Annotated in this window: 14 protein-coding genes and 1 pseudogene; 13 read left to right on the top strand and 2 right to left on the bottom strand. The window is 66.7% G+C overall.

All coding sequences use genetic code 11. The annotated features are described in order from the left end of the window. Positions 1-209 precede the first annotated feature (209 nt). Together NKF27_RS03265 and nanR are read right to left on the bottom strand one after the other, a co-directional pair. Positions 210-1,022 (bottom strand): trimeric intracellular cation channel family protein, encoded by an 813-nt coding sequence (locus NKF27_RS03265; RefSeq protein ID WP_253556401.1) that lies wholly within the window; start codon positions 1,020-1,022, stop codon positions 210-212. Between the two features lie 98 nt (positions 1,023-1,120). Beyond that, the gene (nanR, locus tag NKF27_RS03260) at positions 1,121-1,828 is read right to left on the bottom strand and encodes a transcriptional regulator NanR (protein WP_045991761.1); all 708 of its coding nucleotides are present in this window, start codon (positions 1,826-1,828) and stop codon (positions 1,121-1,123) included. A 165-nt stretch (positions 1,829-1,993) separates the two neighbouring features. Here nanR and NKF27_RS03255 point away from each other — a divergent pair, with 165 nt between their 5' ends. The 13 genes and pseudogenes from NKF27_RS03255 to NKF27_RS03195 all read left to right on the top strand — a co-directional run bounded on the left by NKF27_RS03255 (position 1,994) and on the right by NKF27_RS03195 (position 17,578). Then, entirely contained in the window at positions 1,994-2,824 is an 831-nt protein-coding gene (locus NKF27_RS03255; RefSeq protein ID WP_253555332.1) for a phosphogluconate dehydrogenase C-terminal domain-containing protein, read from the top strand. A gap of 60 nt (positions 2,825-2,884) precedes the next feature. Then, positions 2,885-4,150, top strand: a complete 1,266-nt coding sequence (locus NKF27_RS03250) for a ribulose-bisphosphate carboxylase large subunit family protein (RefSeq protein ID WP_253555330.1) — start codon at positions 2,885-2,887, stop codon at positions 4,148-4,150. Next, complete coding sequence (locus NKF27_RS03245; RefSeq protein WP_253555329.1) at positions 4,147-5,505, top strand: four-carbon acid sugar kinase family protein; 1,359 nt, start codon at positions 4,147-4,149, stop codon at positions 5,503-5,505. The genes NKF27_RS03250 and NKF27_RS03245 overlap by 4 nt, the downstream gene beginning before the upstream one ends. 60 nt (positions 5,506-5,565) lie before the next feature. Beyond that, positions 5,566-6,582: a TRAP transporter substrate-binding protein gene (locus NKF27_RS03240; RefSeq protein ID WP_253555328.1), complete on the top strand. Its 1,017-nt coding sequence runs from the start codon at positions 5,566-5,568 to the stop codon at positions 6,580-6,582. Positions 6,583-6,700: 118 nt separating this feature from the next. Further along, positions 6,701-7,288 (top strand): TRAP transporter small permease, encoded by a 588-nt coding sequence (locus NKF27_RS03235; protein ID WP_108131294.1) that lies wholly within the window; start codon positions 6,701-6,703, stop codon positions 7,286-7,288. Continuing rightward, the gene (locus tag NKF27_RS03230; RefSeq protein ID WP_045991767.1) at positions 7,285-8,559 is read left to right on the top strand and encodes a TRAP transporter large permease; all 1,275 of its coding nucleotides are present in this window, start codon (positions 7,285-7,287) and stop codon (positions 8,557-8,559) included. Before NKF27_RS03235 ends, NKF27_RS03230 begins: the two co-directional genes overlap by 4 nt. Before the next feature lie 67 nt (positions 8,560-8,626). Further along, positions 8,627-10,087, top strand: coding sequence for an aldehyde dehydrogenase family protein (locus tag NKF27_RS03225; protein ID WP_253555327.1), 1,461 nt, complete (start codon positions 8,627-8,629; stop codon positions 10,085-10,087). Between the two features lie 114 nt (positions 10,088-10,201). Next, complete coding sequence (locus tag NKF27_RS03220) at positions 10,202-11,098, top strand: NAD(P)-dependent oxidoreductase (protein WP_108448021.1); 897 nt, start codon at positions 10,202-10,204, stop codon at positions 11,096-11,098. 176 nt (positions 11,099-11,274) lie between these two features. Further along, positions 11,275-12,486 carry a mandelate racemase/muconate lactonizing enzyme family protein gene (locus tag NKF27_RS03215; RefSeq protein WP_253555326.1) on the top strand — a complete coding sequence of 404 codons (1,212 nt, stop codon included), beginning with the start codon at positions 11,275-11,277 and terminating at the stop codon, positions 12,484-12,486. Positions 12,487-12,950: 464 nt separating this feature from the next. Then, positions 12,951-13,397: pseudogene (locus tag NKF27_RS03210) on the top strand ((2Fe-2S)-binding protein); the annotation flags it as partial. 85 nt (positions 13,398-13,482) lie between these two features. Then, complete coding sequence (locus NKF27_RS03205; protein ID WP_253555325.1) at positions 13,483-15,858, top strand: molybdopterin cofactor-binding domain-containing protein; 2,376 nt, start codon at positions 13,483-13,485, stop codon at positions 15,856-15,858. A 60-nt stretch (positions 15,859-15,918) separates the two neighbouring features. Continuing rightward, positions 15,919-16,923: an XdhC family protein gene (locus NKF27_RS03200; protein ID WP_253555324.1), complete on the top strand. Its 1,005-nt coding sequence runs from the start codon at positions 15,919-15,921 to the stop codon at positions 16,921-16,923. Beyond that, on the top strand, positions 16,913-17,578 hold the full coding sequence (locus tag NKF27_RS03195; protein ID WP_253555322.1) for an NTP transferase domain-containing protein: 666 nt from the start codon (positions 16,913-16,915) through the stop codon (positions 17,576-17,578). The genes NKF27_RS03200 and NKF27_RS03195 overlap by 11 nt, the downstream gene beginning before the upstream one ends. The last annotated feature ends 32 nt before the right edge of the window (positions 17,579-17,610 follow it).

Genomic DNA, 17,610 nt, shown 5'->3' with positions numbered 1-17,610 from the left:
GACCTCTTCCACAAGCGACAAACTGCACTGTCCATGCCATCTCTCCTGCCGGCGAGCAACGCCCGAGGATGGGCGTCACACCCGCAAGATAGATGCCTCCCGCCTGCCCGCGCCAGAGGCAATCGCCTGGCATCGATCGCAGAGATCCCAGCACAGAGTTGCAGACGGCGATGCTCGAGCATCGACGAAGAAAACCGTCAATCGAGGGCTCAATCGACGTCTTCATCCTCGGGCCACAGGCGAGCGGCCTTGCTTCGAGAGACCATCCTCACCCGCATTTTGGGACGCGCGACGTCGGCGGACGATGCCGTCTCGCGGGCCGACATCCGCGGTGTGTCATTGCCATCGGCCGGCATCGCCGCCGGGTCAGCGGGCACCGCTGCGGCGTCGGCATCCGCCGCCCGACTCGACGCCGACTGGCCTGGAGATGGCTCGATCACCACCCAGGCCAGCACCGGCAGCGCCAGCTGCCAGCGGATCGCTGCGAGCCGCAGCCCCAGGGTGGTGACAAGCGACAGCAGGATGCCAAGCCTGGGGGCGCCGAGGCTTGCCAATGCCACGAAGACCACACCGCCGGCGATGGCGGCGGTGGCGTAGACCTCACGACACAGCACCATCGGCACGCGCCTTGCCAGCACGTCACGGATCATACCGCCGGCCACCCCGGTAAACAGCCCCATCAACACCGCCACGACCCCCGAGGTCCCCAGCAGCATCGCCTTGTTGGCACCGATGATCACGAACAGCGCCAGACCGAAGGCGTCGGCCACCGGCAGCACCACCCGATTGAGGCGGTGGATATAGTGAAATCCGACCAGCGCGCACAGCACCGTGGCCAGGATCACCCAAAGATAGGTCGGATCGCGGATCCAGAACACCGGGGCGACACCCAGCACCAGATCACGCAGGGTCCCTCCTCCGACGGCGGTCACCGCCGCCAGCACCAGCATGCCGATGGGATCCATGCGTGAGCGGCACGCCAGCAAGATGCCCGACAGGGCGAAGACCACCGTCCCCGCCATGTCCAGGGCGTAGACCAGATCACTATCCAAGGTCCCGTTCCTTCTCGATAAGTGTCACCCGTCCGGGGCGAGCGTCAAAAGCGGGAATCAAGGCGCCATCAACTGGGAGCGTACACCGAACGCGCCCTTTCCAGATGACGCGTCATCTCGCGAATGGCAGCGCCTTCGTCGCCGTTCTTCAACGCCGCCAGGATGCGCTCGTGCTCCTCCAGCGTCACATGCTCGCTGCCTTTCCAATGGATCAGCGAGGTATGAAACCTGGCCAGCCACTCGAACATCGCCCGACTGACCGCGATAAAGATAGGGTTGCCGGTGGTCTCGGCGATGGCAACATGAAAGCCCATGTCCGCCGCGATAAAGGCATCGATGTCCTTGTTCAGCGCCACCCGCTGGCGCTCCACCAGCGCCTCGAGGCGCGCCAGATCCTTGGCGCCCACCTGCCGCGCCGCCCGCGCCACCATGCCCACCTCGAAGAATAGCCGCGCCTCCTTGAGGTGTTCGAGCGAGGCGGGTTCGGTCGACAGCAGGTGCATCGCGGTCAGTTCGATCTGGGCCAGCATGCCGTCGGCACTGGGCGTCAACACCTTGGGCCGCTGCCCGTGGTGGATCGACACCAGCCCCAGTCGCTCCAGCGCCTGCATCGCTTCGCGGATGGCCGGCCGGCCGACCCCGAAGGTATCCATCAATTCCCGCTCCGAGGGCAGGCTGTCCCCCGGCGCATAGTCGCCGTTCAGCAGTTGCTGATACAGCCGATCGAACACCTCGTCGGACAGTTTGCGGCGAGAAATTTTCAACGAGTCGCTCATGGCCTCTACCTCGCGGCGCCAGGCCCCGCAGCATACCCATGCCAGCGGTCCTGGAACATGACACTCGACCAAGGTCGTGTTTGACAGCCCCGGCCACTTATATTGTCATCATACCAGTTGCAGCACAGCTTGCCTCTTCCACTTTTTCACACAGGTTACCTGGCCATGACGACCATTGCCTTGATCGGTGCCGGCGGCAAGATGGGCGCCCGCCTCTCCCGCAATCTCAAGACTTCGGACTTCGACGTGCGTCACGTCGAGGTCAGCGAACAGGGCCGCCAACGGCTGCGCGACGAACTCGGCATCGAGTGCGTCGACAGCGCCGAGCAGGCGGTGGCCGGCGCGGATGTGGTCATCCTGGCCGTTCCCGACACCCTGATCCAGAAGATTGCCGCCGAGCTGTCACCGTCGATCGATGCCGGCACCATGGTGATCTGCCTGGACGCCGCCGCCCCCTTCGCCGGCCATCTGCCCGAGCGTGACGACCTGGTCTATTTCGTCACTCACCCGTGTCACCCCCCGATCTTCAACGACGAGACCACCCTCGAGGCCAAGCGCGACTATTTCGGCGGCAGCCACGCCACCCAGCATATCGTCAGCGCCCTGATGCAGGGCGATGAGCGCCACTTTGCCCTGGGCGAGGCCGTGGCCAGGACCATCTATGCCCCCGTCGGGCGCAGCCATCGCGTCAGCGTTGAACAGATGGCGCTGCTGGAACCCGGTCTGTCGGAAACGGTATGTGCCACACTGTTATCGGTGATGCGTGAAGCGATGGACGAAGTCGTGGATCGAGGCGTCAGCCATGAGTGTGCCAGGGACTTTCTGCTTGGCCATCTCAACATCCTCGGTGCGGTGATCTTCGATGAGCAGCCCGGCGCTTTCTCGGATGCCTGCAACAAGGCGATCGAGAACGGCAAGCCGATGCTGATGCGCGATGACTGGAAGCGGGTGTTCGAACCGGACGCCATCGCCGACAGCATTCAGCGCATCACCTGAGGGGCCACGCTCTCCACAGAGTCTGACGACAGCGCCATCGCGAGTATCAAGAGGCCAGGCATGAACCGAATCGAAGCCAGCTACCTGATCGAGACCCCCTTCGAGGTGGAGCAGGCCTGCCAGGTGATGGCAGGGGAGCAATCCTGCGGCACCTTCACCCGCCTGGCCGCGGAAACCGATGACTTTCGAAAGCGTCATGCGGCCAGGGTCGAGTCCATCGAATTGCTCGACAGCGTCGACGCGCCCTCGCTGCCCATGCCGACCCGGCCCCAGCCGCCCGGCACCCGCTACCAGCGTGCCCGGGTGCGTTTGTCCTGGCCCCTTGAGAACCTCGGTCCGTCGTTGAGCACGCTGATGGCCACCCTCGCCGGCAATCTGTATGAACTCAAGGAATTCTCCGGGCTCAGGCTGCTCGACGTCAGCCTGCCCCACGCCTTTGCCGAGGCCTGCCCCGGGCCCCAGTTCGGCATCGACGGTACCCGCCGCCTCAGCGGCGTCGACCAGGGTCCCCTGATCGGCACCATCATCAAGCCCAGCGTCGGGCTCTCACCCGATGCCACCGCCGAGGTGGTGAAGGAACTGCTGGATGGCGGCATCGACTTCATCAAGGACGATGAACTCCAGGCCAACGGCCCGCACTGCCCGTTCACCGAGCGGGTCGACGCGATCATGCCGCTGGTGCTCGAACATGAGCAGCGCACCGGACGCAAGGTCATGGTGGCCTTCAACATCACCGGCGAGATCGACGAGATGCGCCGGCACCACGACCACGTGCTGGCCGCCGGCGGTAGCTGTGTGATGGTCGCCCTGAACGCGGTGGGTCTGGCCGGCGTCAGTCATCTGCGGCGCCACTGTGAGCTGCCCATCCACGGCCACCGCGCCGGCTGGGGCATGTTCAGCCGGGAGCCGCTGCTGGGCATGGACTTCGCCGCCTGGCAGACCTTCTGGCGCCTGGCCGGCGTCGATCACCTTCACGTCAATGGTCTGGCCAACAAGTTTTCGGAATCCGACGACAGCGTCGCCGCCAGCGCCCGGGCCTGCCTGACGCCGCTGTTCGAGCCGCCGGGACCCGCCCACACCGTGATGCCGGTGTTCTCGTCCAATCAGACCGCCTGCCAGGCCATCGACACCTGTCGCGCCATGGGGGGCAGCAGCGACATGATCGTCACCGCAGGCGGCGGCATCATGGCCCACCCTGGCGGTATCGCCGCCGGCGTCAGAAGCCTGCGCCAGGCTTACGACGCCGCTGCACGCGGCATCTCGCTGGCCGACCACGCCCGTGACCATGGCGAACTGGCCCAGGCTCTGGAGACCTTCTGCCCATGAACGACCTGCTGCTGAGCTACTACGGCGACGACCTGACCGGCTCCACCGACGCGCTCGAGGCCCTGGCCTGCCAGGGCGTCCCCAGTGTGCTGTTCACCGCTCGCCCCAGCGCCGAACAGCGAGCGCGCTTCGATCATTGTCGTGCCCTGGGTCTGGCCGGCACCAGCCGCAGCGAGTCCAATGACTGGATGCGCCGCGAGCTCAAGCGTTCCTTCCAGTGGCTGGCCGAACAGGGCGCAGCGCTGACCCACTACAAGACCTGCTCGACCTTCGACAGCAGCCCCGAGGTCGGCAGCATCGGTTGTGCCATGGAGGTGGCTCGCGGCGTCTTCGGCGAGACACCGATCCCACTGGTGGTGGGGGTGCCGCAGATGCGCCGCTACACCGTCTTCGGCGAGCTCTACGCCGCCTATCAGGATCAGATCTACCGCATCGATCGACACCCCGTGATGTCGCGCCACCCGGTCACCCCCATGCACGAGGCGGACCTGCGCCGCCACCTGGCCGCCCAGACCACTCTGCCGGTCGGCCTGATCGATGTGCCCAGCCTGGCCCTGCCGGATATCGACGAACGCGTGGATCACGCCCTCGCCGAGCATCCGGCGGTGCTGTTCGACGTGCTCGAACCCGCCCATCAACAGGCGGTGGGTCATCAACTCTGGCGCACTCGCCCGCAGCAACAAGGCGGCAAGGGCGGCTTCGTGGCCGGCTCGTCCGGCGTCGAGTACGCCTTGCTCGCCGAGTGGCAACGCCTGGGGCTGGTGGAAGGTGGCGAGGACTTCACTCCGCCCAGTTCGGTCGAGCGCATCGCGGTGGTCTCCGGCAGCGTCTCCAGCACCACCGCACGCCAGATTCACTGGGCGGTCGAGCATGCCGGTTTTCAGCGCATCGAGCTCGACCCTCGCAGCCTGGCCATCCCCGCCCATCGCAACGAGGCCATGGCTACCGCCATCCTCAAGGCACTGGATGCCCTGAGCAGTGGCCGCAGCGTCATCCTGCACACCGCCATGGGACCCGACAGCCACGACGACAGCCTGGCCACCGAATCCAGCCGCCACAGTCTGGGCAAGGCCCTCGGCGAGATGCTCAAGGCGCTGGTGGACGATCAGGGGCTGACCCGGGTGTGCGTGGCCGGCGGCGACACCTCGAGCCATGCCATCACCGCCCTGAACATCCATGCCCTGACGGTCAAGATGCCGCTGCCGGACACCCCGGGTTCGCCGCTGTGCCAGGCCCACAGCGACGACCCGCGCTACCAGGATCTAGAGATCGCCTTCAAGGGCGGTCAGATCGGTGGCGACGACTACTTCGAGCGGCTGAGGCGAGGACGAGCCCTGGCCGACCACGAGCACTGATCCGGCCGTGCCACCGGGCACGACCACACCCAAGCGTCATCCCGCAAAGAGGAAACAACAATGACGACGACTGTACGCCACGCAACACGCCGCCCCGCCTTTCACCTCAAGCCCTGCCTGCTGGCCGTGGCACTGGCCGGGTTTGCCCTGCCAGCGGCTGCCGCCCAGACCATCACCGTCGGCCACACCACCTCGGACAGCTCTCACTACTCCGAGGGTATCGATGCCTTCAAGGCGACCCTGGAGGAGCTATCCGACGGCGAATTCACGGTCAACGAGCAGCCCTCCGGTGCGCTGGGCGGCGAGCGCGCCATGATCGAAGGCCTGCAGATCGGCACCATCGACGCCGTTGTCACCTCCACCGGGCCGCTGGGCAACTTCGTCCCCGAGACCTACGTGCTCGACCTGCCGTTTCTGTTCAAGGACTACGACCACGCCCGCTGCGTGCTGGATGGCGAGGTCGGCCAGGACCTGCTCGACAAGATCGGCGAGCACGACCTGGTGGGTCTTGCCTGGACCGAGAACGGCTTCCGCCACATGACCAACAGCCAGCGTGACATCGAGACCCCCGAAGACGCCCAGGGTCTCAAGATCCGTACCATGGAAAACGAGATGCACATGGCGGCGTTCAACGAGATGGGCGTACATCCGACACCGATGGCCTTCCCGGAGCTGTTTACCGCGCTGCAGCAGGGCACCGTGGACGGCCAGGAAAACCCCATCTCGGTGATCCTCACCGGCAATCTGTGGGAGGTCCAGGATCGCCTGTCGCTGACCGGCCACGTCTATTCTCCGGCCATCATGCTGGCCTCGCCGATCCTCTGGGACGGCCTATCCGATGAGCAGAAGGGCTGGTTCATGGAGGCCGCCCAGGCCGGCGCCGAGGCCACCCGAGCGATGGTGTCGAGACTCGAGACCGAAGGCGTCGAGGAACTCAAGGCCAAGGGCATGACCGTGGTCGATGACATCGACAAGTCCCGGTTCCAGGCCGCCGTCGAGCCCTCCTACTCGGTCTACACCGACGAGTACGGCTCGGAGATGCTCGATCGCATTCGCTCCAGCGACTGCGGCAGCTGATCGTCCACCGATCCTCGACTGACCTTCCCGCCCGAGCGCTCGCTACCTGCCGTTGGCGAGCGCTTGGGCGGTCAAGCCTGACCCGTCCTCGGGCCTTACCCGCGATGAGGAAAGCCCCATGCTGGATCTGTTCTTCCGTCTCGAGCGGGCCATCTCCCAGGTCGCCCTCTACGCAGCGGTGCTGATGTTGATCGCCTCGGTAAGCCTTGGCTTCTACCAGGTGCTGACCCGGTTCGTGTTCGACGCCCCCTCCACCTGGTCGGAGGTGATGGCCCGCTCCACCATGATCTGGTGCGTCTTTCTGGGCGCCGCAGCGACCTTTCGCGGCGGCTACATGATGGCCGTCGAAGTGATCTACAAGCTGGTGCCGACCTCCGCCCTCAAGGCGCTGGAGATACTGATCGCCACCTGCTGCATGATCGTCCTGGCGATCCTGGTGATCTACGGCTATCAGATGACGCTGCGCGTGCAGAACCAGATGCTCTCCGGCGTCGGCATCTCGATCGCCTGGATCTACGCCGCCATTCCGATCGGCGCCGCCTTTTCGCTGCTGTCGGTGATCACTCGACTGATCGCCCAGCTGACCGGACGCGAGACCATCGGCGTGGTCGATGCCGAGGCCCCCGCCCACGTGCCTGAATCCGAATCCAGACCTGGCCCTGACACAGGCACCTCGTCCGGTACCGAAGGGAGGAAGCAGCCATGAACGCCGCTATCGGACTATCGCTGATCATCCTGTTCGCCCTGGGCGTGCCGATCGCCGTGTCGATCCTGCTGGCGTCGGTGATCGGTATCGAGTTCTTCACCCGTTTTCCGCTGCTGATGGTGCCCCAGCAGATGTTCGTCGGCATCGACAACTTCCCGCTGATGGCGATCCCCTTCTTTATCCTGGCCGGCAACCTGATGGCCGCCGGCGGCATCTCCCAGCGCCTGGTGGACCTGGCCAAGTCCATCGTCGGCGGGCTCCAGGGCGGGCTCGCCATGACCTGCGTGCTGACCTGCATGATGTTCGCCGCGGTTTCCGGCTCGAGCGTGGCCACCACCTTCGCCATCGGCTCCATCCTGATTCCGGCGATGGTGGCCCACGACTACCCGCGTCCGCTGGCGGCCTCGATCCAGGCCTCCTCGGCGGAGCTCGGCGTACTGATCCCGCCCTCCATCCCCTTGATCCTCTACGGCGTCAGCACCGACACCTCGATCGGGCGCCTGTTCATTGCCGGTATCGGTCCGGGGTTGTTGATCGGCTCGGCGCTGCTGCTGTTTCTGTACATCTTCTGCAAGCTGCGCGGCTACGGCCTGCGCGACCGCGAGGATCGCGCCGCCTTCACCACCTCAATGCGTCGTGCCTGGGCCGCTCTGCTGATGCCGGTGGTGGTCATCGGCGGCATCTATGGCGGGGTCTTCACCCCTACCGAGGCCTCGGCGGTGGCGGTGTTCTACGCACTGATAGTCGGCGGTCTGGTCTACCGCGAGCTGCCACTGTCGGAACTGGTGCCGATCCTGCGCCAGAGCGTGATTTCCACCGCCACGGTGATGCTGATCATCTCGGCGGCGGCGCTGTTCAGCTTCCTGATCAGCCGCTCGGGGCTGCCCGGCGAGGTTGCCGCCTGGGTCACCCAGGTGTTCGAGAGCCCGGTCAGCTTCCTGCTGGCGGTGAACGTGATGCTGCTGGTGATCGGCATGTTCGTCGAGACCTCGGCGGCGATCCTGGTGCTGGCCCCGATCTTCACCCCCATCGCCGTGCAGTACGGCATCGACCCGGTGCACTTCGGCCTGATCGTGGTGGTCAACCTGGCGCTCGGCATGTTCACCCCTCCGCTGGGGGTCAATCTGTTCGCCGCCTGCGCCGTGGCCAAGCTGTCCATCGACGAGCTGATCCCTTGGCTTGCGCGCTTCGTGCTGGTGGTCCTGGCCTGCCTGATGGCGATCACCTACATGCCCTGGATCTCGCTGGGCCTGGTCGATCTGCTCTACTGATACCGATCACTGCCCCGGCCGCGCCGGGGCCCACCCCATCTTCCGCCCCTTCTCAGGAGTCGACAGCATGCACGCCCTCCCCCTCACTCCACCCACCGGCGCCCTGATCGGCGGTCACTGGGTCGATACCGCCGACACCCTCGAGGTGCTGCGCCCGGCCAGCGGCGAAGTCATCGCCCGTATCGCCGCGTCCAGCGCAGCCGACGTCGATGCTGCGGTGGCCGCCGCCCGGGCAGCCTTCACAGGCGAGCTTGGCCAGTGGTCGACGTTCTCGGCGCGGGCGCGCAGTGAATGGCTGTATGCCTTCAGTCAGGCCATCGACGCCGACAGGGAGACCCTGGCCGCCCTCGAATGCGCCGACACCGGCAAGCCGATCAGCCAGGCCCGGGGCGACATCGCCGCCTGCGCGCGCTACTTCAGCTTCTACGCCGGCGCCGCCGACAAGCTCCACGGCGAGACCATCCCCTTCGATCCCGACTATGCGGTGATGACCCTGCGCGAGCCCTGGGGCGTGTGCGCCCAGATCATCCCCTGGAACTACCCGGCCCAGATCTTCGGACGCTGCGTGGCGGCGGCGCTGGCCGCTGGCAACACCTGCGTGCTCAAGCCCGCCGAGGACGCCTGTCTGAGCGTGCTGCGCCTGGCCCAGCTGGCCGTCGACTGCGGGCTGCCGGAAGGCGCGCTCAACCTGGTGCCTGGCCTCGGCCGTGAAGCCGGCGCCGCCCTGGCCGCCCACCCCGGCATCGACCATCTGTCGTTCACCGGCTCGCCGGAGACCGGCACCCTGGTGACTCAGGCGGCGGCGGTGCACCACGTGCCGGTGACCATGGAACTCGGCGGCAAGTCGCCCCAGCTGCTGTTCGCCGACGCCGACCGTGAACGCGCCCTGGACGCCGTGGTACGCGGGATCATCCAGAACGCCGGCCAGACCTGTTCCGCCGGCAGCCGTCTGTTGGTGGAGCAGAGCATCCACGATGAGGTGGTGGCGGCACTGAGCGAGCGCTTCTCGCAATTGACCTGTGACGTCGGCGAGAACGACCCGGACTGCGGACCGCTGATCAATGAACGCCAGCGCGACAAGGTGATGACGCTGATCCAGGCGGCACAGGATGACGGTATCCACATCGCCGCCCGTGGACGCCTGGCCGACGACGCCCCCCGGGACGGCCACTTCGTGGTCCCCCACCTGTTGACCCAGGTGCCGCAAGGCCACGGCGTCAGTCGCGAGGAGCTGTTCGGGCCGGTACTGGTGGTCCAGGCCTTCGCCGACGAGGCCGAGGCCGCACGCCTGGCCAACGCCACCGACTTCGGCCTGTGCGCGGGCGTATGGACCGCCGACGGCGGCCGCCAACTGCGTCTGGCCAAGGCGATCCGCTCGGGCCAGGTGTTCGTCAACAACTACGGCGCCGCCGGTGGTATCGAGCTGCCATTCGGCGGCGTCGGCCGCTCCGGCCACGGCCGCGAAAAGGGCTTTGAAGGGCTCAGGAGCTATACCCGCATCAAGACCATTGCGATTCATCACGGCTAGACGTCGCTGGAAAAGCTTGGGCCTGACACAAGAAATTTCCGAGCGTGTCGGGCCGCTTCTCTCGACCACCGACCACCGACCACCAACCATCATCACCACCACAAGGAAAGGGACATGACCACCTCGCTTCACGTCGGCCTGATCGGCGTCGGCCTGATGGGCCACGGGATCGCCACCAGCCTGCTGCGCGCGGACCATCGCCTGAGCTTTCTCGATCACCCCGGCAATCAGCCCAGCGACGACCTGATCGACAAAGGGGCAAGCGCTCTGACCAGCGCCCGCGAGGTCGCCGAGACCGCCGATCTGGTGATCCTGTGCGTCACCGGCACTCCCCAGGTGGAAAGCGTGCTGTTCGACGAAGGCGGCGTGCTGGAGGGGCTCAAGCCAGGCCAGATCGTGGTCGACTGCTCCACCGCCATCCCCAGCTCCACCCAGGCCATCGACGCCAGGGTGCGCGAGGCCGGTGGCCGTTTCGTCGACGCCGCCATGACCCGCACCCCGAAGGAGGCCGCCGAGGGCCGCCTCAACCTGATCGTCGGTGCCGATCAGGCGCTGTTTGACGAGCTCAAGCCGCTGTTTGGCGCCTTCGCCGAGCACATCACCCACGGCGGCCCGGTGGGCGCCGGCCACACCCTGAAGCTATTGCACAATTTCGTCTCGCTGGGCTTCACCGCCGTACTGGCCGAGGCCAGCGCCGCCTCCCGACGCGCCGGCATCGACGACGCCGTGCTGCTCGAGGTGCTGGGCAACGGTGGCGGCGGCGGCGTGGTGCTCGAACGCCTGCGTCCCTTCCTGACCGACGCCGACCCTTCAGGCTTCCGCTTCAGCCTGTCCAACTCGCTCAAGGACGTGGGCTACTATCAAAGCATGTCCGAGGACCTCGGCGCCTCGCGCCAGCTCAGCCAGGCGATCACCCGGCTCTACCAGGACATCGTCGATGCCGGCCACGGTGAAAGACTGGTCCCGGAATTGGTCAGTCTGCTCGGCGAATCACAGTCAAAGCAGCCATGATGCTTCCATCACACGTCATTTGACGGCGGCCACCCGCAAGCTGCCTGAGCGGATCAAGCGACGTCAGCGAGGGTGGCCATTGAAGATGCACAACAGCAGAGAACGGCAGCGGTCTGCGGCAATGACGAACGGGGCCGATCAACGGTAGCGAAACACTGAACCTTGCGGAGACCAGCATGAAGATCCAGCGTATCGAAACCCTGCGGCCTGCGGCTCGTCCGTCGCTGATCTGGGTGCGCGTCCACACCGAGGACGGCCTGGTGGGCCTGGGCGAGAGCTGGTTCGGCACCGACGCCATCGACGCCGATGTTCATGGCCGCCTCGCTCCCCTGCTGCTGGGCGAGGATGCCTCCCGCATCGAGGCGCTGCATCGCAAGATGCAACCCTACGTGGGCTTTGGCGGCACCAGTGCCGAGACCCGCGCGCTGTCCGCCATCGACGTGGCCCTGTGGGACCTGGCCGGTCAGCGTGCCGGCCTGCCGCTGCATGACCTGCTCGGTGGCGCTACCCGAGCGCGGGTGCCGCTCTACAACACCTGCGCCGGCCCCGACTATGTGTCCAAGTCCGCCGAGGTACGCCCGGACAACTTCGGCATCAAGGGTGGCTCGGGGGATGACGGGACGTCTCCCCGCTACGAGGACCTGGACGCCTTTCTCGAGCGTCCGGCGGAGCTCGCCGCAGAACTCCTCGAGATGGGCATATCCGCCATGAAGATCTGGCCCTTCGACTTCGTCGAAGGCGCCCGCCACGGCATGTCCATCTCGCCCGCCGATCTCAATCGTGCGCTGTGGCCGTTCGAGGAGATCCGTCGTGTCCACGGCGATCGCATGCGCCTGAAGGCGGAACTGCACGGGCTCTGGAGTCTGCCGGCGGCGCGCACCATCTGCCAGGCGCTGGCCCCCATCGACCCGGACTGGATCGAGGACCCACTGTGGATGGATCGCTTCGACCAGCTCGGCGAGCTGGCCGACACCTGCGTCCCCCTGGCCGGCGGCGAGACCCTCGGCGGCCTGGGGCAGATTCGCGACCTGCTGCATCGCGGACGTATCCACACCCCGATCATCGATGTGACCTGGGGCGGCGGTGTCAGCTTCGCCCGCAAGGCCGCCGCCCTGGCCGAAGCCGAGGGCCGCCCGATCGCCTTCCATGATTGTTCCGGCCCGGTGACGCTGGCGGTATCCACCCACCTGGCCATGGCGCTTGCCAACGTCGCCGAGCAGGAATTCACCCGGGCCTTCTACTACGGCTGGTACGCCGACTGCGTCGAGGGCCTGCCGCCGGTCGAGGACGGCATGATCCGCGTCAGCGGCGAACCCGGGCTGGGCGTTCGCCTGAATCCCGAAATGCTCAAGGGCGACGCGCTCCATCGACGTCTCAGCGAGAGCTAGATTCACTGACGCCCTGAACTCCATGTCGAGAAGCAGTCCCACCACGAGAGGCGCCAGACGCCCCCGGCGCCTTCGCGGTAACCGCCATCCACGCATTTCGCCCGTTCCCGCATTCAACGTTGCCCACTAGTCGACTGGTCTATAGTATCGCGACATCGCTTATTAAGAGGCAGATGGTGTGCCAGTTACGGCATCCCGACCGTCCTCGCGTCCCCTGTTGCCTCAAGAACGGGTAAAAGGGACGCATACAAGAAAAATCAGAAGCACCAACGGACCCAGGGCTTAGTCCGAAAAGTCGACGAGCGAAGGTTAGACAAGGCAAAAATCGGTGAGAAAGCGCAGTTTACAGGGTGTAAATGAGCATTTTGACCGGGCTGGCGCACCAGCTGATTTTTAACGCCGTATTACCGAGCGCAGGCACTTTTCAGACAAGCCCCAACGAGACCAGCGAGGAACCAGCCCCCATGACCAGCTTCACCCTGAACGGCGAAGCGGTGAGCGTCGAGGTGGACCCCCAGACCCCACTGCTGTGGGTACTGCGCGATACCCTGGGCCTGACCGGCACCAAGTTCGGCTGCGGCATCGCCCAGTGCGGCGCCTGCACCATCCACTTCAACGGCTCGGCCACGCGTAGCTGCGTGCTGCCGCTGGCCGCCGCCGAAGGTGCCGAGATCACCACCATCGAAGGCCTCGACGCCGACGGCAACCACCCGCTGCAACAGGCCTGGCGAGAAGAGCAGGTGCCCCAGTGCGGTTACTGCCAATCCGGCCAGATCATGCAGGCGGCCGATCTGCTCAAGCGCAAGCCTTCCCCCAGCGATGACGAGATCACCCAGGGCATGAGCGGCAACCTGTGCCGCTGCATGGCCTACGTGCGCATCCATCGCGCGGTGAAACGCGCCTCCTCGCTTCAGCAGGGCGGCGTCGAGACCTTCGACCCCGCCTCCGCTACTGCTGCCCGCAGCGAAACCCGTACCAGCGCCGAGGAGCCCCGCCATGAGCCGGTTTGATGACACCCTGGCGGCCCATCGGGGCGCTTCCGCAGTCCGTAGCGATACGTCCCCAACCGATCGCCAAGCTGGCCCCGGTCTTAGCCGCCGCGGCTTTCTGATCGGCACCCTGGGCGCCAGCGCGGTTCTCGCCTTTGGCCTGCCCGGCATGGCCTTCGGCGCCGCCGACGCGGCCAGCGAGGCCTTGGCCAAGGGGCGCTTCGAGCCGACCCTGTGGTACGCCATCGACGCCCAGGGTCACGTCACCCTGCACTGCACCAAGGCCGAGATGGGCCAGCACGTGGGCACCAGCCTGGCCCGCCTGGTGGCCGAGGAACTCGAGGTCGACCCGGCGACGATCGCCATCGAATACGTCGACAGCGACCCCAAGTGGGGTTACATGATCACCGGGGGTAGCTGGTCGGTGAACCACAGCTTCCTGCCGCTGTCCCGTGCCGGAGCCGCCGGACGCCAGGCGCTGATCGAAGCTGGTGCGCGCCTGCTCGAGGTCGACGCCGCCGACTGCCAGGCCCGTGACGGTCAGGTCATCAGCGGCGACAAGCGCATCGGCTACGGCGAGATCGTTGCCAGCGGCACCCTGTCGCGCAGCTACAGCGCCGAAGAGCTTGAAGCCATCGAGCTCAAGCCGGCCTCCGAGCGCCGCGTGCTGGGCACCTCCGGCCGGGCCCAGGACATCCCCGCCAAGACCACCGGTGAGGCCGTCTTCGGCATCGACGCCAAGGTCGATGGGATGCTCTATGCCCGCCCGGTGCTGCCGCCTACCCGTTTCGGCTGCCGCGCCACCTCCATCGATGACAGCGCGGCCCAGTCCATCGCCGGCTATCGCCAGACCATCCGGCTGGAGGACCCCTCGGGCCTGTGCCAGGGCTGGCTGGCGGTGATCGCCGACAACTTTTCCGCCGCCATGCGCGCCACCGATGCGCTGAAGATTGAATGGGAAAACGGCTCAGGCATCTCGATCACCGAGGCCGACATTCTCGATGAAGGCCGCCGCCTGACCCAGTCGCCGAGCCGTGACAACGGCGCCCTGTTCGTCGATATCGGCGAGGTGACGTCCACCCTCGAGCAGGCCGCGTCCGCCGAGGACGTGTCGCTGATCGATGCCACCTACACCACGTCCAGCGTGCTGCACTTCCAGCTCGAGCCGGTCAACGCCACCGTGGTCGAGCGCGACGGCCACTGGCACGTCCACTGCGGCAACCAGCAGCAGTCCGTGGCGGTACCCCTGGTGGCCAAGGCGCTGGAAGTCGACGAGAGCCAGGTGACCTTCCACCAGTACTATCTGGGCGGCGGCTTCGGACGCCGTCTCTATGGCGACTATGCCGTGCCTGCGGCGCTGGCCGCCAAGGCCGTGGGCGCCCCGGTCAAGATGGTCTTTACCCGCCCCGATGACAGTCGCATGGATTGCGTGCGCTCACCCTCGGTGCAGCGGCTGCGCTCAGCCCTGGCAGCCGACGGCGCCATCCAGGCCAGCGAACACGCCGCCGCCGCCGGCTGGCCCACCGCCGATATCGCACCCGGCTTTCTCGGCGAATTCGTCGAAGGTGGCGGCAAGATCGATTCCTTTGCCATCAGTGGTGCCGACCACTGGTACGCACTGGGCGCCCAGCGGGTGTGGGCCCAGCAGAATCACAAGGCCCACGAAGCGTTCGTTCCCGGCTATCTGCGTGCGGTGGGGCCAGGCTGGACCACCTGGGCGGTGGAGAGCCATATCGACGAACTGGCACTGGCCGCCGACCAGGACCCTGCCGAGTTCCGCCGGAACCTGCTCAAGGCCGAAGGACGCAATGCCGGCGAGGCGCCCAACAGCGTCGGCGGCGCCGAGCGCCTCAAGACAGTGCTCGAACGCACCCTCGACAAGGCCGGCTGGAACGAGCGCGACGCCCTGCCCGAGGACACCGGTCTCGGTGTGGCGCTGAGCTTCGGCCAGGAACGCCATATGCCGACCTGGGTGGCCTGTGTCGCCCGCGTCAAGGTGGATCGTGCCAGCGGCGAGGTGACGGTCGAGAAGCTGACCTCGGTGGTGGATGCCGGCACCCTGGCCCATCCCGACGGTGCCATGGCCCAGTTGGAGGGCTCGCTGCTATGGGGCCTGTCGATGGCCCTGCACGAAGGCACCGAGTACGCCGAAGGCCAGCCTGCGGACCTCAACCTGAACAGCTATACGCCGCTGCGCATGCATCAGGTGCCGGAGCTGGACCTTGAATTCGTCGACAACGACCACACCCCGGTCGGCTTAGGCGAACCTGGCACCTGCGTTGTAGCGCCGGCCATCGCCAACGCCATCGCTCACGCCACCGGCGTGCGCCTGCGCGACCTGCCGATGCGGCCGGAGGCGCTCAAGGCCGCACTGGGGGCCTGACCCGCCACCCGAGCGCCACGCTGATCGCGTGGCGCTCGTCACACACAGGACACGCTGACCATGCAACATCTGGATCTTACGGTGGTGCGACGTGCCCTCGCCTGGCTGCGCGACGGGCGCACCCTGTGGCTGGCCACGGTGCTGTCCACCTATGGCTCCTCACCACGCGAACCCGGCGCCTGGCTGGCTGCTACCCGTGACGGTGATCACGTTGGCTCGCTGTCCGGCGGCTGCGTCGAGGAGGACTTTCTTGAGCGCCTTGGGCAGGGTGATTTCGATACGCCGGTCAGGCGGGTGCGCTACGGCGCCGGCGATGGCGTCGACTACACGGCGCCCAGCCTTCCCTGCGGCGGCGTGCTCGATGTGCTGGTCGAACGCTTCGCCCCCGACCAGGCGGCACTGGCGCACTTCTCGGCCCTGGAGGCGGCGCTGGAAGGACGCAAGCCGCTGATTCGCCGGGTAGACCTGGACACCGGCACGCTCTCGCTCACTCAGGACGATGGCCTGGGTGATCGCGTCGTTCTGGTCGATGGGAATGGTGAGGCCAGTGCGCAACTGCGCGTCGGCCCGGCCGCCCGACTGCTGCTTGCCGGGGTCTCGCCGGTGGCCGTCGCCTGCGCCCAGTTCGCCGTGGGGCTCGGCTTCGAGGTGATCGTCTGCGACCCTCGGGAAGGCATGCTGGAGTCCTTTATCGATGAACTCGGGGGCGCCTCCGGCAACATCGAGAAGGTGGCGACCCTACCGTCACGCTTTATCGCCGAAGGTGGCTGCCATGCTGCCACGGCGGTAGTGGCGCTGACCCACGACCCGCGCATCGATGATCTGGCGATGATCGAGGCGGTACGCTCCGAGGCGTTCTACATCGGGGTGATGGGATCGCTGCAGACGTCCCGGGCGCGGGCCGAGCGGCTATTCCGCAGCGGTGGTCTGAGCGATGACGAGATCGCGCGTATCCATATGCCGATCGGCTTGAACCTGGGCAGCAAGACCCCGGCGGAGATCGCCCTGGCGGTGATGGCCGATATCGTTCGGGTACGCCGGGGCAAGGACCGCCATGCGCTCTAGCGGCCAGTCGGGCACTCCTGCTTCAACCCCCTCTCGTGAGGATGGCCGCCATCCGTCCCACGCCACCCCGCTGATCTGTGTAGTAGCGGCGGCGGGTCGTTCACGGCGCTTCGGCGCCGCGGACAAGCGCCATGCACGCCTCGAAGATGGTCGCCGGCTGCTGGCGGCAAGCCTTGCGGCGGCGGCCGAGCTGACCCCTCGGCGGCTGGTGGTGCTGGGGCCGGGCGAGAGCCTCGCCGACTGGGCCCGTGCACCGTCTGCCAGCCTCGAGCTGCTGTCGCTTGAACGACCCAGCGACGCCCTCGGCGACAGCCTGTCGGCGGCCTTTCGCTGGCTGCTTCAGCAACGCCAGCAGCAAAGTCCTGAGCTCACCGCAGCGGCGGTATGGCTCGGCGACATGGCCTGGATCTCGGCGCCGACTTGCCGCCGGCTTGCCGCCAGCGCCAGGGCCGACCGACTGGTCCGGCCGCGCTTTCACGGCCAACCCGGCCACCCGGTGATCGTTGGCTGCGACTTCTGGCCCGAGATGACTCAGCTTCACGGCCAGGACGGCGCCCGAGCGTTACTACACCGCCACCGCCAGGCACTGCTCGAGATCGACGTCGATGATCCCGGCGTGGTGCGCGACCTGGATACCCCCGAAGACCCACGCTAAGCACCCTCGCTAAGGGCTCTCGCCAAGCCCCC

The sequence above is a fragment of the Halomonas sp. DN3 genome (assembly GCF_024137905.1).
GTDB classification, from domain to species: domain Bacteria; phylum Pseudomonadota; class Gammaproteobacteria; order Pseudomonadales; family Halomonadaceae; genus Halomonas; species Halomonas litopenaei.
Note: the sequence above shows the minus strand (reverse complement) of the source record. Positions and strands in the feature narration are given on the sequence as shown.

Bases quoted from the DNA above. Each gene is read 5' to 3' on its own strand.
- NKF27_RS03265 (WP_253556401.1), bottom strand. From the start codon at position 1,022: ATGGCGGGGACGGTGGTCTTCGCCCTGTCGGGCATCTTGCTGGCGTGC.
- nanR (WP_045991761.1), bottom strand. From the start codon at position 1,828: ATGAGCGACTCGTTGAAAATTTCTCGCCGCAAACTGTCCGACGAGGTG.
- NKF27_RS03255 (WP_253555332.1), top strand. From the start codon at position 1,994: ATGACGACCATTGCCTTGATCGGTGCCGGCGGCAAGATGGGCGCCCGC.
- NKF27_RS03250 (WP_253555330.1), top strand. From the start codon at position 2,885: ATGAACCGAATCGAAGCCAGCTACCTGATCGAGACCCCCTTCGAGGTG.
- NKF27_RS03245 (WP_253555329.1), top strand. From the start codon at position 4,147: ATGAACGACCTGCTGCTGAGCTACTACGGCGACGACCTGACCGGCTCC.
- NKF27_RS03240 (WP_253555328.1), top strand. From the start codon at position 5,566: ATGACGACGACTGTACGCCACGCAACACGCCGCCCCGCCTTTCACCTC.
- NKF27_RS03235 (WP_108131294.1), top strand. From the start codon at position 6,701: ATGCTGGATCTGTTCTTCCGTCTCGAGCGGGCCATCTCCCAGGTCGCC.
- NKF27_RS03230 (WP_045991767.1), top strand. From the start codon at position 7,285: ATGAACGCCGCTATCGGACTATCGCTGATCATCCTGTTCGCCCTGGGC.
- NKF27_RS03225 (WP_253555327.1), top strand. From the start codon at position 8,627: ATGCACGCCCTCCCCCTCACTCCACCCACCGGCGCCCTGATCGGCGGT.
- NKF27_RS03220 (WP_108448021.1), top strand. From the start codon at position 10,202: ATGACCACCTCGCTTCACGTCGGCCTGATCGGCGTCGGCCTGATGGGC.
- NKF27_RS03215 (WP_253555326.1), top strand. From the start codon at position 11,275: ATGAAGATCCAGCGTATCGAAACCCTGCGGCCTGCGGCTCGTCCGTCG.
- NKF27_RS03205 (WP_253555325.1), top strand. From the start codon at position 13,483: ATGAGCCGGTTTGATGACACCCTGGCGGCCCATCGGGGCGCTTCCGCA.
- NKF27_RS03200 (WP_253555324.1), top strand. From the start codon at position 15,919: ATGCAACATCTGGATCTTACGGTGGTGCGACGTGCCCTCGCCTGGCTG.
- NKF27_RS03195 (WP_253555322.1), top strand. From the start codon at position 16,913: ATGCGCTCTAGCGGCCAGTCGGGCACTCCTGCTTCAACCCCCTCTCGT.